Genomic DNA, 15,520 nt, shown 5'->3' with positions numbered 1-15,520 from the left:
CGCGGTTGGCCACGGCTCTGCATTGACGGTGAGCGAGACGGCTGCGGACGTGAACACGTCGCCGACGGTGCTGGTGGTGTGCGTCCAGCCGGTCGCATCCGGCTTCGCGTTCGGGCCGTCGCCGGGCGGAGCGTCGGCGAGCGCGGGGTCCATCGCGATGGTGACGCGCACGATGTTGGCCGCGTATGGCTCCACCGATACGCGTGCGCCGTTACGATCAAGCGAGGCGAGCGGGGCAGCGAGGGCGGGGAGGGCGATCAGCGCGAGCAGCGAGGCTCCAGCGGTGAGAACGGCACGCGCCGCCGCTCGGGTTTGCAGCACCGTCGTCATCGTTTCTCTCCCGAGCCTAGCTTGTTCGTCTGTAATTTTCACTTATGATATCTTCATTCACCGGCGCAAGTGGCGTGACGTGTTCGTTGAAGATCACCGTTACATCGTACGCGACATTTGGCGCATAGCTAGACCAATGGAGGGGTTATGAAGATCGCGATCACGCTCGCGCTGCTCGCCACAGCGGCAGCCACGCCGGCCTTGGCACAGGAAACCACGCTGCCCCACCTCGAGGCGCACGGCGCGCGTCATACCCTGATCGTCGACGGCAAACCGTTCCTGATGCTCGGCGCGCAGGTCAACAATTCGAGCAACTATCCCGCCGCGCTGCCGGTCGTGTGGCCGCTGCTCGACCGGCTCCACGCCAACACGGTCGAGGTGCCCGTCGCGTGGCAGCAGATCGAACCAGTCGAGGGGCAGTTCGATTTCAGCTTCGTGGCCACGCTGCTCGATCAGGCGCGCGCGCATGACAAGCGCGTCGTGCTGCTGTGGTTCGGCACGTGGAAGAACACCTCGCCCAGCTACACGCCGGATTGGGTCAAGCTCGACAACCGCCGCTTCCCGCGCATGAAGACGCGCACCGGCGCCGACCACGGCACGCTGTCGGCGATGTTCCGCACCACGCTGGAGGCGGACAAGCGCGCGTTCGTCGCGCTGATGCGCTACCTCAAGGATCACGACCCGCAGAACACCGTGATCCTGGTTCAGCCCGAGAACGAGACCGGCAGCTACCGCAACCCGCGCGATTACGGCGCGGTGGCGAACGCGCTGTTCGCGAAGCCGGTGCCGGCCGCGCTGGCAAAGGCGCTCGGCAAGCGCGCCGGCACCTGGACCACGCTGTTCGGCGCGCAGGCCGACCGCGCGTTCAACACCTGGCACACCGCCGTGTACGTCAACGAGATCGCGGCGGCGGGCAAGGCGGTGAAGCCGCTGCCGATGTACGTCAACGCGGCACTCGCCGGGCCATCCAACGTGCCCGACCCGGACGGCGTGGCGAGCGGCGGCCCGCAGCAGGACGTGCTGCGGATCTGGAAGGCGGCGGCCCCCGCGATCGATTTCGAGGCGCCCGACATCTACGACGGCAAGGCACCCGACGTGCTCGCCTATCTCGACGCCTATGCCCGGCCTGACAATGCGCTGATGGTGCCGGAGATCGGCAACGCCGAGCCGTTCGCGCGGTTCTTCTGGGCGGCGCTGGGGCGCGGCACGATCGGCTATGCGCCGTTCGGCATGGATGAGACCGGCTATTACAACTACCCGCTCGGCGCCAAGGCGCTGGATGCGCCGACCGTCGCCGCGATCGCCGACAAATACGCGCTGCTCGCCCCCATCGCCGGCGATTGGGCAACGATCGCCGCCAGCCACCCGACCTGGGGCGTGGCCAAGGGAGAGGACGGCACCGCGCAATCCACCACGATGGGCGACTGGACGATCACCGCCGGCTTCGGCGAATGGCAGTTCGGGCAGAAAAGCTGGACGTGGATCAAATCGGACCCGCCGGAATGGGCGAACCGCCCGGTCGGCGGCGGCGTGGTCGCGCAACTCTCGGCGGACAGCTTCCTCGTGATGGGCGACCACATCCGCTTCGACTTCGCCGGTCGCGCCGGCGGGCCGGCAAACGGCATGATCGTCAGCGTCGAGGAAGGCACGCTGAAAGATGGCGCGTGGATTACGTCACGCGTGTGGAACGGCGACCAGACCGATTACGGCCTCAACATCACCGACCAGCCGGTGCTGCTGCGCGTGACGATGGGCCACTACCGCTAAAGCGAGTGGCGCGGGCTCAGACCAGCCCGCGCCCGTCGATCCGCACCACCGGCACGAAGCCGCCCGCACCCGGCGGCATATCGAAATGCAGCCCGGTCGCGTCGCGGCGGTGCGGCACCGTCCCGCCACCCAGCAACGTCACGCGCTCGACCACACCCTCGCGCCCCGTCGCGAGCGAGCGGATCGTCGCGCGCCCCTTGGGCGGCGCTAGGAACAGCGCGTACAGCGCGCCCGCGTTGGTGGTGAAGCGGATATCCGCAGACGTGAACGGCTTGGCGGATCCTTCGTTCTGCATCCCCACCGCAAGCTGGGTCGGCCCCTCGCCATAGCGCCGCCACGGCCGCGACCCGAAGATCGCCGTGCCGTTCACCGCGATCCACCCCGCCATGCCGTCGAGGATATTCTCTTCCTCGGCATCGATCGCGCCGTCGCCGGGCTGCGGGATCGACAGCAGCAGGTTGCCGTTCTTGGACACCACGTCGGCGAGCCGCTGCATCACGTCCTCCGCCGTCTTGTAACTGCGGTCGTTGAGCCGCGCGACGTTGTAGAACCAGTCGCCGATGCAGGTGTCGGTCTGCCACGGCTCGTCCCACAGATGGTCGGTGTAGCCGCGCTCGACATCCTGCAGGATGCCGAAGCGCTGGTTGGGCTTCAACTGCTTGCCGGTCAGCACCACGTCGATCTTGCCGTGCCATGCGATCGAGCGGTTGTAGTAATCCGCCGCCGCCTCCAGCCCGACCGGGCCGAACGGCAGTTCGTAATCGTCGAAATAGACGAGATCGGGCTTGTACTTGTCGATCAGGTCGGTCTGCCGCAGCAGCCATTTCGTCACATAGGCGGGGTCGCCCGGCGGGGGCGTCTCGACCCATTGGCCGTCGTGCTTGTCGTGCCATGCCTCCATTGCGGCGATGCTGTCGATGCCGTCGGGCAGCACCGCATGGCGACCGGTGTAGAGGTCGTGCGGGTCCAATCCCTCCCACCAAGTGCCGCGCCCGTCTTCCTTGCGCAGGGTGTAGGCGTCGTAGCGCACGCCCTTCTTCGCGCCGACCGGATCATAGCCATAGGCCGACTGATACCAGTGCCACGCATGCGCGGCATGGTTGGACACGCCGAACTTCAGCCCGGCACGCCGCGCGACCTTCTCCCACTCGCCGACCACGTCGCGCTTCGGCCCGACGCGCAGGCTGTTCCACGGCTGGTAACGGCTGTCGTAGCAGTCGAGATTGTCGTGATGGCAGGCGAGCGCGAGGAAATATTTGGCGCCTGCCTTCACGTAGCGCTGCATCAGCGCATCCGGGTCCCATTTCGCGGCGGACCACAGATGCTGGATGTCCTTCATCCCCGATACCGACGGATGGCCGTAGGTCTTGAGGTGATGTTCGTACATCGGGTGGCCCTGCATATACATGAAGCGGCCGTACCAGTCGCCCTGCTCGGGCACCGATTGCGGCCCCCAATGCGCCCACAGCCCGAGCTTGGCGTCGCGGAACCAGTCGGGGTAGCGGTAATTGTCGACCAGCGACGGCCAGTTCGCCTGCACCGGCCCGCGCGCCGCGCCCATCGGGCTGGCCGCGCGCGCCGCCTGCGCGATGCCGAGCGCAGCGCTGCCGGCGAGGAAGCGGCGGCGGTCGAGCGAGTTCATTTGCGCGAGCCCAGCGTGGTGGCGATCGCCGCCAGCGCGAGCGGGCGCATCACCGCATAGCCCGCCGGGGTGGGATGCACGCCGTCACTGGCGAGGCCGGGCTTCATCGCGCCCTCCGGCGTGGTCAGCGCGGCGTGATAATCGACATAGGTGAAGCCGTTCGCCTTGGCATAACCGCGCAACCACGTGTTCATCGCGGCGATCTGCGGCACCGGCCGCTTGTCCGGGCTCCACGGGAAGGCGGCGGCGGGCGGGATCGAGGCGAGGATCACCTTGATGCCATGCGCGCGGGCGAGTTCCGCCATGCTGGCGATGTTGCCCTGTACCGTCTCGATCGTCGCCGCGCCGGTATTGCCGGCAATGTCGTTGGTGCCGGCCATGATATGCACGACCTGCGGGTGCAAATCGATCACGTCGCGGCGGAAGCGCACCAGCATCTGCGGTGTGGTCTGCCCGCTGATGCCGCGATCGACGATGCCGTTCGTGAACAGCGTCGGATCCGCACCGATCCAGTTGTCGGTGATGGAATCGCCCATGAACACCACGCGCACCGGCTGCGTGATCGCGGCGTTCTGCGCGGCGTAGCGGCAGAGCTGCCCGTAATCACGAGTCATCATGTGCAGGTTCCACATCTGCCACCCGGCCTTGTCGGCCGGCTTGGGGTGGGCAGGGCAGGGATCGGCGACGATGCCGACCGGATCGCCGACATAGGGGTCGCCGGGCACGCTGGTCTGGGCGGACGCCGCCGAGCCAAGCAGGATCGCAATCAGGGGGAGGTAGCGCATCATTTGCTCCTGAGGTGGGTGGCGAGAGCGGTCGCGATCGCGCGCGCGGCGACCGGCGCCATGCGGGCATAGCCGGCGTCGAGTGGATGGATGCCGTCGCTGGTGTAGGCCGCGGTCATCAGGCCGTTCCGATCGACCAGCGCCGCGAAGTAATCGGCATAGGCGTAGTGACGCCGCGCGCAGAACGCGCGCAGCCACGCGTTCAATGCGCGTAGTTCGTCGGGATGGCGTTCCTTCACGACATCGCGTGCCGCGTCGGTATAGTCGTTGACCGGCAACAACGACCCGAACACCACCGCTATGCCATGTGCATCGGCGAGATCGGCCATGGTTTCCCAATTCGCCTCGATCTGCTCGGGCGTCTCCTGCTGGAGAAAGCCCTGCACGTCGTTGACACCCGACAGGATGACCACCGCCTGCGGATGCAGCGCGATTACGTCCTGGTGAAAGCGCAGGATCATCTGCGCGGTCACCTGGCTGCCGATACCGCGATTGACATAGGGCTTGCCGGGAAAGCTCGCCGCAAGGTTCCAGCGATCGGTGATCGAGTCCCCCAGGAACACCACGCGTCGTTCGCCCGCGCGGGGCGGGGGCAGGGCAGCGTTGGCGGGCTGGTAGAGATAGCGCTCACCGAAATCGCGCATCAGGCTGGGGATCAGTTTCGCACGGAACGGCCCGAGCCACGGTCCCCAGTCCTTTTCCACCACCGTCCGCCGTTCGGGCGAGCTTTGGTAATGCGGTGCCTGCGCGGCGGCCGGCGCCGCTGCCAGCACGCTGGCAAGCAATACCGGCCACGCCTTCACAGCGCGACGCCCTGCCGCGTCGCGAAGGTCGCGAACAGGCCTGGCCACGCCGAAGCCGATTGCGCGCGCGGCAGGCGCACGCCGAAGCCGTGGCCACCGTCCTCGAACACGTGCAGCGCTGTCGGTCGCTTGGCGGCCATCAACGCGTCGAACATCGCGATGCTGTTGGCGACCGGCACCAGCCCGTCATCGGCGGCATGCACGAGGAACGTCGGCGGTGTGGTCGCGTCGACCTTGCGCTCGACCGAACGCGCGCGCTGTTCCGCCACGCTGGAGTTCGGCCCGAGCAGCATGTCGCGTGATCCGACATGCGTGAATGGTTGGTCGAGCGTGATGACCGGGTAGATCAGCCCCGCCACATCCGGCCGTGCGCTGAGCGTATCGGTAGCATCGACCGGCGCGTAGGTCCGCTCGGCATGGCGCGTCGCGAGCGACCCGGCGAGGTGTCCGCCGGCCGAGAAGCCGAGGACGGCGATCTTGTCGGCGCGGATGCCGAACCGCGCCGCGCCCGAACGGATCACGCGCATCGCCCGCTGTGCGTCCTGAAGCGGCACGTCGGCGCGATCGTTCCAGCCTTCCGATGGCAAGCGGTACAGCAGGATGAACGCCGTCACGCCACGCGCGTTGAGCCATGCCGCCTGCGATACGCCTTCATTGTCATACGACAGGAAGCCATATCCGCCGCCCGGCATGACGAGCGCCGCCGTGCCGTTCGGGCGGGCCGGGCGGTACACCACCAGCACCGGCCGCGCGATCCCGGTCACCCAGCGATCGAGGTGCGCGGGGTCCTTCGACTGATCGGCGATCTTGCGCGTGATCGTGGCGCCGGTGCTGCTGGGCGGCGGGCCGGGCCACAGCTCTACCACTTCGTCATGTGCGCTGGTCTGCGCATCCGCCGATGTGGCCGCGGCGGCAAGGCCGAGCAGCATGGAGCCGCCGATCAGCGTGCGGCGTGACAGGTCGTTCATGCGTCCGAATCCTTTTCCTGATCCTCGTCCGGGCGGAGTGTAGCATCGCGCAGCACCGGGGCGAGCTGGTCGGCGATCGCCTCAGCCGCTTCGCGCAGCGCCGCCTGCGACTCGGCCAGCCCGACCCGCGCGCCCGGTCCGTCGACGAAAGGGATGGTCAGCGCCGCGCGCGCCACGTTCAGCGACAGCACCGGCACGGACAGGTCGATGATCCCGGTCAGCACCGGGCTGGGCGATGTGCCGCCGCCGTCCGCGATGATCGCGTCGAGTTGCGCGGTCAGCACCGGCAGATCGACCGCATCGCCCGTCGCGCGCACGTCCTCCAGCATAGCGGCGCGCCCGTCGGGGGATTGGAAGGCGAGCAGGATGCGCCCGGATGCGGAGCGATGCAGCGGCCGCCGGTAGCCGACGCGCACCGCGAAGCCCGACAAGCCGGGGGAATCGACGCCGGCGATCACCACCATCTCGGCACCGGATACGACCGCGAGATGACAGCTCTGCCCGATCCGGCGCGCCAAACCTTCCATCACCGGCATCGCGGTGGAGACGAGATCGCGTACCGGCGGCTGACCCATGCTCAGCGCGAACAGCCGATTGGTGAGGCGGTACCCTTCTTCGCTGCGGACGATGTAACGATGTTCCTCGAGCACCTGCAACATCCGGAAGATCTCGCTGATCGAGCGGTCCAGCGCGACCGAGATGTCCGACATGGTAAGCGGCGCGCTGGCGGCGGCGAGGACTTCCAGGATCTCGAGCCCCTTCTTTAATGCCGGCGCCTGATACCGCGACTTCGTTGCCATGCCTCTCCCCCGTTTGCTTATCGGAGCGCTTGTACGTCGCTCCGGCGGCGGCCGCCATGCGGTAGCGAAAAATCACCCGTGAAAGCAATTTTTATATTTCACAATTGTAACGGCGGACGTAAGGAGCGGCTTCAGAGCCCTGCCCGGGGGCCATGCACGCAGGAGAGGGACGAATTATGGCACTTCAGATCACCACGCAGAGCACTCGCAAGGCCACGATGCTGCTCGGCGCGTCCGCCGCTGCGCTGGTGCTCGGGGCCGCATCGCCCGCCTTCGCGCAGACCGCCACGCCGCCAACCGATCCGGCGGTGCAGCAGGCCACGACGCAGAGCGGCACAACCCAGCCGAGCGGCGACCAGAACGTCGCGACCGATCCCGCATCCGCCGCGCCGGCGTCCGCCACCGCGGACATCGTCGTCACCGGCGTGCGCGCGAGTTTGCAGAGCGCGCAGAACATCAAGCGCAATTCCGACCAGATCGTCGATTCGATCGTGGCGGAGGACATCGGCAAGCTGCCTGACCGCAACGTCGCCGAAGCGTTGCAGCGCATCTCGGGCATCCAGGTCCAGCGCCAGTACGGCGAAGGCAGCTCGGTCGCGATCCGCGGCCTGACCCAGGTCCGTACCGAACTGAACGGCCGCGACATCTTCACCGCGAGCGGCGGCGAGGGTACCAGCCCGGCGGGAACGCTGAGCCTGGAGGACGTGCCGTCCGAACTGCTCGCCGGCATCGATGTCTACAAGAACCCGTCGTCCGATCTGATCGAGGATCAGCTCAGCGGTACGATCAACTTCCGCACGCGCAAACCCTTCGACTTCGACGGGTTGAAGGTGTCGGGCGCGGTCAGCAACACCTATTCGGACCTGGTCCGCAAGAGCGAGCCGTCCGCGTCGCTGCTCGTCAGCGATCGCTGGCACACCGGTATCGGCGAGATCGGCGTGCTGGTCAGCGCGTCGTACCAGCGCACCGCATTCCGGCAGGATACGATCACGACCGAGCCGTTCAACACGCTCGATACCAGCCTGAAGGCTGATGGCACCCCGAACTCGTTGCCCGACTATACCGCCGCGCAGACGCTCGGCCGGCTTGGCCAGACCACGACGCTGGCGCACGGCACCGGCATCGGCGAGGTCTACGGCGATCGCCGGCGCTTCGGCATCGACGCGTCGCTCCAGTGGCGGCCGACCGACACGCTGGAGTTCACCGGCGAGGTGTTCCGTAACGATTATAACTTCCGGTTCGACGATTACAGCTACTTCGCCGAACCGGCCGGCGCGCAGATGGTGCCGACGCCGGGCGCCGCCTTCACCTTCGCGCCGAACGGCGACGTGCAGAGCGGCACCTACCAGAATATCGCGGCCGCCGCGAACACCAGCCTCGAAACGCGCCACTCGCGTACCACCGACTATTCGCTGCACGGCAAGTGGGAAGCGTCGTCGCACCTGACGATCACCGCCGACGGCCAATTTGTCGATGCCAACACGCAGGACGTGCGCTCGATCGTCGGCCTGAACGGCGTCGGCGACGGCACGCTGATGCAGAAGGTGACCGGCACGACGCCGAGCTTCACGCTGACGACGCCCGAGGGTGCCACCAACGCATCGACGTATAATGCGGCGTTCTATCTCGACGACCTCAACCACTCCGAGGCGAAGGACAAGACCGGTCGGCTCGACGGCGAATATAAGTTCGACGGCGGCATTCTGCGGTCGATCAAGGCGGGCTTCCGCTTCGCCGATCGTTCCAACGTGTTCAGCGACACCGGCTATCGCTATACCCAGCTGTCCGGCGTGCCGAGCGAGCTTGAGGTGGTCGGCCTGCGCGACTTCTTCCGTGGTGACGCATCGGTGCCGAACGAGGGGCTGTTCTTCTCGCGCAACACCACGCTCAATTACGACGCGACGCGCGCCGCGCTCGGCATCTCGACCGCCGCGCCGTACCAGGCGAGCGGCACCAGCACGCAGTCGCAGAAGACGTATGCCGGCTACGTGGCGGCGTTCTTCAAGGCGGATCAATTGCCGGTGCCGATCGACGGCAACATCGGCGTGCGCTTCGTGCACACCGATCAGGACGTCGCGGGCTACCTTCAGCAGACCGGGCTGATCACCGGGCCGGACGGCAAGCAGAACACCGGCGACACCACCGCCAATCTCGTCAGCGTCGCGCAAAGCTACAACACGTGGTTGCCGAGCCTGAACCTGCGCGCGCACCTCACCGACAAGCTGCAATTGCGCTTCGCCGCGTCGAAGAACATCTCGCGCCCGTCGCTGTCGCAGCTCAACCCGGCGCTGACCATTTCGGAGCCGGGCACCGCGCAGATCTTCCAGGAGCATGACACGTCGGGCGGCAATCCCAATCTGAGGCCGATGGAGTCGAAGAACCTCGATCTCTCCGCCGAATGGTATTTCTCGCACACCGGCTCGCTGACCGCGGCCGCGTTCTACAAGCAGATTTCGAACTACATCCAGACCGGCATCACCACGCGTGACGTCACCTTCAACGATGGCGTGACGGCGACGTACAACGTCACGTCGTACAACAACGTCGCCGATGCGAAGGTAAAGGGGTTCGAGCTGGCCTATCAGCAGTTCTTCGACTTCCTGCCGGGCGCGCTGAAGGGCTTGGGCGTGCAGAGCAACTTCACCTATGTCGACTCCGACGCGCCGAGCCCGGCGACGGCGGGGCCGGTGCGTAACGTGTCGCTCGAAGGTTTGTCGAAGTACAATTATAACATCGTCGGCATCTACGAGCGTGGCCTGATCTCGACCCGCGTCGCCTACAACTGGCGCAGCGAGTTCCTGGTGACGACCTCGGGCAACGGTTCGGGCAACCTGCCGGTGTTCCAGAAGCCGTTCGGCCAACTCGACGCCTCCGTCACCGTCAACGTCAATCCGCACTTCTCGTTGACCGCGAACGGCGTGAACCTGCTGAACACGATGACCTCGACCTATTATGGCATCGAGACGCGCCCGCGTGATGCGATCATCACCGATCGCAAGGTCACCATCGTCGCGCGCGTTACTTTCTGAGGCGACTTGATCCTCGACACGCTTCCTCCCCTTCGGCCAGAGTCCTCCGGGCTCTGGCCGATTTTTTTAAGGAACACGGCGGTGATGCCGGCCGCCCGCAAACGGAGGATGTGACAATGGCCGAGGGCACGCCGAACCGAGACGCGCCGGCGATCGCCGGCCGCGCGGGCATGATCCTGATCGTCGGGCTGTTCTTCCTGTGGGGGCTGGCCAACAACCTCAACGACGTGCTGATCGCGCACTTCCGGCAGGTCTTCCAACTTTCCGATCTGCAATCCGGACTGGTGCAGTCCGCGTTCTACCTCGGCTATTTCTGCTTTGCGTTGCCGGCAGCCTATGCGGCGGAACGGTTCGGCTACAAGGCGACAGTCGTAGCCGGGCTGTTGCTGTTCGCTGGCGGCGCTTTGCTGTTCTGGCCAGCCTCGTTGCAGCCGAGTTATCCGTTCTTCCTCGTCGCCTTGTTCGTCATCGCGAGCGGCCTTGCTTTCCTCGAAACGGCGGCGAACCCGCTGGTGATGGTATTGGGCCCAACCCAAAGTGCCGACCGTCGCCTCAACCTCGCGCAGGCGTTCAACCCGCTCGGCTCGGTCACCGGCGTGGCGCTGGGTGCCGCTTTGTTGTTGTCGGATACGCCCGCCACCGCCGTACCTGACGCTGCCGATGTACGCCTGCCGTACCTCGCCATCGCCATCGTGGTATTGGCGTGGGCGGCGCTGCTGATCGCGACCCCGCTCCCGCCGGCGGCGACCCGGCGTGAAGGGGTGGAGCGCGAAGGCGGCATCCTGTCCGGCGTCGGTGCGCTGCTGCGGCGGCCGCGCTATATCGCCGGCGTTGGTGCGCAGTTCTTCTACGTCGGCGCGCAGGTCGGCATCTGGAGCTACTTGATCCGCTACGTTGCGGCGGAGTTGCCGCGGTTCGGTACGCAGCACGCGGCGTGGCTGCTCACCGCTTCCTTGCTACTGTTCATGGCCGGGCGGTTCGTCGGCGCCGCGTTGCTGGCTCGGATAGACGGCGCGCGGCTGATGAGCGTGTTCGGCGCAATCAACGTCGCCCTCGTGCTGGTCGCTGCGCTTGTCGGCGGCGGAGTCGGTGTGGCGGCATTGGTGGCGAGCAGCTTCTTCATGTCGATCATGTATCCGACCATTTTCGTGCTGTCGTTACGGGGCCTCGGTCCGCTGACCAAGCCTGGCGCGTCGATGATCGTGATGGCAATCATCGGCGGCGCAGTGCTGACGGCAATAATGGGCTTCATCTCCGACGCGACCGGCGCGATCGCGCTGGCGATGCTGGTGCCGGCGGCGTGTTTCGTGGTGGTGGCGTTGTTCGCGCGCTCGCACCGTGGCGAGGTGGCGCGGTGATCGACGCGCACGTCCATCTCTGGCGCCCGGGCCTGAACGACTGCACGTGGCCGGGTCCGGAGCTGCCGACGCTGCATCGCGACGTGCTGCCGGACGAACTGTGGGGCGAGATCGCCGGAACCGGCGTCACGCACGTCGTTCTCGTGCAAAGCCAGGAGAGCGAGGCGGATACACGCTGGCTGCTCGATCTTGCGCGCGCGGACGAGCGCATCGCCGGCGTGATCGGCTGGGCCGACCTTACCGCTCCCGATGCGCCAGCGCGGATCGACCGGCTGATGAGCGAGGGCAAACTGCTCGGCCTTCGGCCGATGGTGCAGGATCGTGCCGACACCTGGTATGACGATCCCGCGCTCGACGTCGCGCTCGCCCATATGGCGCACGCGGGTCTGGTACTGGAGGCGCTGGTGCGGCCGCGCCATCTCGCCGCGCTGGAACGCTGTGCGCTGCGACACCCGGCTTTGCGCATCGTGATCGATCACGCCGCCAAGCCGGTGATCGGCGAAGCGAATGATGCCTGGGTGGATGCTATGACGGCGCTTGCGGCGTTGCCGCATGTGGCGTGCAAGCTGTCCGGTCTCGTCACCGAAGCCGCCGAAGGCGATGCGGCGGCAACGCTGCCTTGTATCCAAATGCTCCGCGCATTGTTCGGCCCGGCCCGGCTGATCTGGGGGAGTGACTGGCCGGTGGTGACGCTGCGGCAAAGCTACCGCGCGTGGCGCGACCTAGCGGAGAACGCGATCCCGGCGGCGGAGCGCACGGCTGTGTTCGGCGGCAACGCGAGCCGCATCTATCGTCTGGCGCAAGGAGCAAATTCATGACCACGCCCGCTCTCCCCCGCTTCGGCATGGGCACCGCCGCGATCGGCAACCTGTACCGCGCGGTCAGTGACGAGGAGGCGATGGCCACGGTGGCCGCGGCGCTGGCGGCGGGTATCGGCTATTTCGACACCGCCCCGCGCTACGGTTTCGGCCTCGCCGAGCGGCGGCTTGGCGCTGCGTTGTCCGCCTGTGATCCGACCGAGGCGGCGATCGTCTCGACTAAAGTCGGGCGTTTACTGGTGCCGACGACGCAGACGGGGACGCGGCAAGGCTTTGTCGATGCCGATCCGTTCGACGAGGTTTACGATTATTCGGCGGAGGGCGTGCTCCGCTCGTTCGAGGCGAGCGCGGCGCGCCTGCAGGGGCGCCGCATCGACATCGTCCTGGCGCACGATCTCGGCGTCGAGACGCATGGGGACGAGCATGCGCGGCACCGTGACGCCTTCCTTGACGGCGGCTACCGCGTGCTGTGCGATTTACGCGACGCGGGCGCGATCGGCGCGATCGGGATCGGCGTGAACGAGATCGCAGTGTGCGAGGAACTGCTCGATGCGGTGCCGCTCGACGTAATCTTGCTGGCCGGGCGCTACACGTTGCTCGATCGGCGCGCGACCGCGTTGCTGGACCGCTGCGCCGCGCTCGGCGTGCGCGTGATCGCGGGCGGACCGTATAACAGCGGCATCCTCGCGCACGACACGATCGCCGCCGACGCGGGCGACCTGCATTACGACTACGCGCCGCCCTCCGCTGAGATCGTCGCGCGGGCTCGGGCGCTGGCGGCAGTGGCGGCGGATGCCGGCGTTTCGCTGTCGGCGGCGGCGTTGCAGCATCCGCTGCGCCATCCCGCCGTCGCCTGCGTGGTCGCGGGGCTGGTCGGCGTCGAGCAGGTCGACGCGATGGTGGCGCGGATCGGCACGGACGTGCCGGCAGCCGTCTGGGCCGCGCTCGACAAGGCCGCGGCCGACACGCCCGCGCAGATTTCGCCGGCGGACCAGCTTATCCTGCTACACCCCGACGACAACGTGCTGATCTGCGTCGCGCCGATCGCGGCGGGCGACATCCTGCCGACCTCCGGCGGGACGATCCCCGCGCGCGAGGGCATCACGGTCGGCCACAAGGTCGCGCGCGGATCGCTGGCGGCGGGCGACAAGGTCATCAAATACGGTGCGCCGATCGGATCGATGACGGCGGCGGCCAATCCGGGGGAATGGGTCCACATGCATAACATGAAGAGCGACTACATCGCGGCGCACAGTCGCACGACCGTGACGGCAACAGGGTCATGATGCTCGGCTATGCGCGCGCGGACGGACGCAAGGGCATCCGCAACACGGTCGCGGTGGTGTACCTCGTCGAATGCGCGCACCATGTCGCGCGGCGCATCGTCGACAAGGCGGACGATGCGGATGTCCACCTGATCGGCTTTCCCGGCTGCTATCCGAACGCTTACGCCGCCAAGATCATGGAAGCGGTGACGACGCACCCCAATGTCGGCGGCGTGGTGCTGGTGTCGCTCGGCTGCGAGAGCTTCGACCGCGAACGCCTGCAGGCGCACATCGCGGCGAGCGGTCGCCCGGTCGAACTGTACGTGATCCAGCAGACCGGCGGCACCGCCGCGACGATCGCGGCCGGCCTCGCCGCAGTGGCGCGCGTGCAGGCGGCGATCGCCGATTGCCCACGCGTGCCGATGCGGATCGACGAACTGGTGATCGGCACGATCTGCGGCGGTTCGGACGGGACCAGCGGCATCACCGCCAACCCCGCCGTCGGCCGCGCGTTCGACCGGCTGGTGGCGGACGGCGCGACCTGTATCTTCGAGGAGACCGGCGAACTGGTCGGCTGCGAGAGCATCATGGAAACGCGCGCGGTCACGCCCGAACTGGGCGAGGCGATCGTCGCCTGCGTGGAGAAGGCCGAGCGCTATTACACGGTGATGGGCTTCGGCAGCTTCGCGCCCGGCAATGCCGAGGGTGGGCTGACCACGCAGGAAGAAAAGTCGATGGGGGCCTATTCCAAATCGGGGTCTTCACCGATCAGCGGCCTCATCAAGCCCGGTGACGTGCCGCCGACCGGCGGACTCTACCTGCTCGACGTGGTGCCGGACGGCGAGCCGCGCTTCGGCTTCCCCAATATCTCCGACAATGCCGAGATCGTCGAGATGATCGCGTGCGGTTGCCACCTGACGATCTTCACCACCGGGCGCGGATCGGTGGTCGGCTCGGCGATCGCGCCGGTCATCAAGGTGTGTGCCAATCCGGAGACGGCGCGGCGGCTGGCGGCGGACATGGACGTCAACGCCGGCCGCATCCTCGAAGGCGAGGCGACGCTGGACACCGTCGGCGAGGAGATTGTCGCGGCGGTGCTGGCGGTGGCCGGGGGCGAGCGCAGCGTTTCCGAAACGCTCGGCCACCGCGAATTCATCCTGACCTACAAGGCCTTCGAGCCGATCGGCCCGGCGTGCCTGCCGACACGAATGAGGACGACAGCATGACGGGACGGCTTGAAGGCAAGGTAGCGGTCATCACTGCGGCGGCACGCGGCATCGGTCGCGCGACCGCACAGCTGTACGCGACCGAAGGCGCACGCGTGATCGCTACCGATCGCGACCTCGACGCGCTAGCCGGACTGGACGGATGCGAGACGCGCGCGCTCGACGTGACCGATGCAGCCGCCGTGGTGGCCCTGGCGGGTGAGATCGGCGGGATTGACGTGCTCGCCAACATCGCCGGGATCGTTCACGCCGGCACGATCCTCGATTGTACGGAGGAGGAATGGGCGCAGGCGGTGTCGATCAACATGACCGCGATGTTCCGCACGGTCCGCGCTTTCCTGCCGGGCATGCTGGCGCGGGGCGGCGGCGCGATCGTCAACGTTTCGTCAATCGCCAGTTCGGTGAAGGGCATTCCCAACCGCTTCGCCTACGGCGCGACCAAGGCCGGCGTGATCGGGCTGACCAAGGCAGTGGCGGCCGATTTCGTCGGGCAGGGGGTGCGCTGCAACGCAATCTGCCCCGGCACGATAGACACGCCGTCGCTGCAACAGCGGCTGCACGATACCGGCGACTATGCCGCCGCGCAGGCCGCGTTCATCGCGCGCCAGCCGATGGGGCGGCTCGGTCGCGCGGAGGAGATCGCGAATCTCGCGCTGTATCTGGCGAGCGACGATGCGGCCTTTACGACCGGCGCGGTTCACGTCATCGATGGCGGATGGGTAAATTGAA

The 15,520-nt window shown here is 67.2% G+C and carries 12 protein-coding genes and 2 pseudogenes; 8 read left to right on the top strand and 6 right to left on the bottom strand.

Going from position 1 to position 15,520, the window contains the following annotated elements:
• A pseudogene (locus tag L8F97_RS16655) lies at positions 1–330 on the bottom strand (alpha-glucosidase); the annotation flags it as partial.
• Between the two features lie 147 nt (positions 331–477).
• Here L8F97_RS16655 and L8F97_RS16650 point away from each other — a divergent pair.
• Positions 478–2,097 (top strand): DUF5597 domain-containing protein, encoded by a 1,620-nt coding sequence (locus L8F97_RS16650; RefSeq protein WP_242152826.1) that lies wholly within the window; start codon positions 478–480, stop codon positions 2,095–2,097.
• Positions 2,098–2,113: 16 nt separating this feature from the next.
• On the opposite strand, the gene L8F97_RS16645 is transcribed toward L8F97_RS16650, so the two are convergent.
• From L8F97_RS16645 to L8F97_RS16625, 5 genes are read right to left on the bottom strand one after another with little or no spacing between them, the layout of a single operon-like run.
• Positions 2,114–3,739, bottom strand: coding sequence for an alpha-L-fucosidase (locus tag L8F97_RS16645; RefSeq protein ID WP_242152823.1), 1,626 nt, complete (start codon positions 3,737–3,739; stop codon positions 2,114–2,116).
• The gene (locus tag L8F97_RS16640; RefSeq protein WP_242152820.1) at positions 3,736–4,527 is read right to left on the bottom strand and encodes an SGNH/GDSL hydrolase family protein; all 792 of its coding nucleotides are present in this window, start codon (positions 4,525–4,527) and stop codon (positions 3,736–3,738) included. Before L8F97_RS16640 ends, L8F97_RS16645 begins: the two co-directional genes overlap by 4 nt.
• Complete coding sequence (locus L8F97_RS16635; RefSeq protein ID WP_242152817.1) at positions 4,524–5,327, bottom strand: GDSL-type esterase/lipase family protein; 804 nt, start codon at positions 5,325–5,327, stop codon at positions 4,524–4,526. The genes L8F97_RS16640 and L8F97_RS16635 overlap by 4 nt, the downstream gene beginning before the upstream one ends.
• Positions 5,324–6,295, bottom strand: a complete 972-nt coding sequence (locus L8F97_RS16630; protein ID WP_242152813.1) for an alpha/beta hydrolase — start codon at positions 6,293–6,295, stop codon at positions 5,324–5,326. Before L8F97_RS16630 ends, L8F97_RS16635 begins: the two co-directional genes overlap by 4 nt.
• The gene (locus L8F97_RS16625) at positions 6,292–7,095 is read right to left on the bottom strand and encodes an IclR family transcriptional regulator (protein WP_242152810.1); all 804 of its coding nucleotides are present in this window, start codon (positions 7,093–7,095) and stop codon (positions 6,292–6,294) included. The genes L8F97_RS16630 and L8F97_RS16625 overlap by 4 nt, the downstream gene beginning before the upstream one ends.
• Before the next feature lie 176 nt (positions 7,096–7,271).
• Between L8F97_RS16625 and L8F97_RS16620 the strand changes: the two genes are divergently transcribed.
• The 7 genes and pseudogenes from L8F97_RS16620 to L8F97_RS16595 all read left to right on the top strand — a co-directional run bounded on the left by L8F97_RS16620 (position 7,272) and on the right by L8F97_RS16595 (position 15,519).
• Positions 7,272–10,124 carry a TonB-dependent receptor gene (locus tag L8F97_RS16620; RefSeq protein ID WP_242152807.1) on the top strand — a complete coding sequence of 951 codons (2,853 nt, stop codon included), beginning with the start codon at positions 7,272–7,274 and terminating at the stop codon, positions 10,122–10,124.
• Between the two features lie 116 nt (positions 10,125–10,240).
• Positions 10,241–11,482, top strand: coding sequence for an L-fucose:H+ symporter permease (gene fucP, locus L8F97_RS16615; protein ID WP_242152804.1), 1,242 nt, complete (start codon positions 10,241–10,243; stop codon positions 11,480–11,482).
• Positions 11,479–12,300 (top strand): amidohydrolase family protein, encoded by an 822-nt coding sequence (locus tag L8F97_RS16610; RefSeq protein ID WP_242152801.1) that lies wholly within the window; start codon positions 11,479–11,481, stop codon positions 12,298–12,300. The genes fucP and L8F97_RS16610 overlap by 4 nt, the downstream gene beginning before the upstream one ends.
• A pseudogene (locus L8F97_RS16605) lies at positions 12,297–13,244 on the top strand (aldo/keto reductase); the annotation flags it as partial. The gene L8F97_RS16610 and the pseudogene L8F97_RS16605, both read left to right, overlap by 4 nt.
• Before the next feature lie 33 nt (positions 13,245–13,277).
• On the top strand, positions 13,278–13,586 hold the full coding sequence (locus tag L8F97_RS22870; protein ID WP_313932028.1) for a UxaA family hydrolase: 309 nt from the start codon (positions 13,278–13,280) through the stop codon (positions 13,584–13,586).
• Positions 13,583–14,791: a UxaA family hydrolase gene (locus L8F97_RS16600; protein WP_242152795.1), complete on the top strand. Its 1,209-nt coding sequence runs from the start codon at positions 13,583–13,585 to the stop codon at positions 14,789–14,791. Before L8F97_RS22870 ends, L8F97_RS16600 begins: the two co-directional genes overlap by 4 nt.
• Positions 14,788–15,519: an SDR family oxidoreductase gene (locus L8F97_RS16595; protein WP_242152792.1), complete on the top strand. Its 732-nt coding sequence runs from the start codon at positions 14,788–14,790 to the stop codon at positions 15,517–15,519. Before L8F97_RS16600 ends, L8F97_RS16595 begins: the two co-directional genes overlap by 4 nt.
• Position 15,520 lies beyond the last annotated feature (1 nt).

It is taken from the genome of Sphingomonas sp. BAUL-RG-20F-R05-02, assembly GCF_022662305.1.
GTDB lineage: Bacteria > Pseudomonadota > Alphaproteobacteria > Sphingomonadales > Sphingomonadaceae > Sphingomonas.
The sequence above is the reverse complement of the archived record's forward strand: the minus strand, read 5'-3'. Positions and strand labels throughout refer to the sequence as shown.

Bases quoted from the DNA above. Each gene is read 5' to 3' on its own strand.
- L8F97_RS16650 (WP_242152826.1), top strand. From the start codon at position 478: ATGAAGATCGCGATCACGCTCGCGCTGCTCGCCACAGCGGCAGCCACG.
- L8F97_RS16645 (WP_242152823.1), bottom strand. From the start codon at position 3,739: ATGAACTCGCTCGACCGCCGCCGCTTCCTCGCCGGCAGCGCTGCGCTC.
- L8F97_RS16640 (WP_242152820.1), bottom strand. From the start codon at position 4,527: ATGATGCGCTACCTCCCCCTGATTGCGATCCTGCTTGGCTCGGCGGCG.
- L8F97_RS16630 (WP_242152813.1), bottom strand. From the start codon at position 6,295: ATGAACGACCTGTCACGCCGCACGCTGATCGGCGGCTCCATGCTGCTC.
- L8F97_RS16625 (WP_242152810.1), bottom strand. From the start codon at position 7,095: ATGGCAACGAAGTCGCGGTATCAGGCGCCGGCATTAAAGAAGGGGCTC.
- L8F97_RS16620 (WP_242152807.1), top strand. From the start codon at position 7,272: ATGGCACTTCAGATCACCACGCAGAGCACTCGCAAGGCCACGATGCTG.
- fucP (WP_242152804.1), top strand. From the start codon at position 10,241: ATGGCCGAGGGCACGCCGAACCGAGACGCGCCGGCGATCGCCGGCCGC.
- L8F97_RS16600 (WP_242152795.1), top strand. From the start codon at position 13,583: ATGATGCTCGGCTATGCGCGCGCGGACGGACGCAAGGGCATCCGCAAC.
- L8F97_RS16595 (WP_242152792.1), top strand. From the start codon at position 14,788: ATGACGGGACGGCTTGAAGGCAAGGTAGCGGTCATCACTGCGGCGGCA.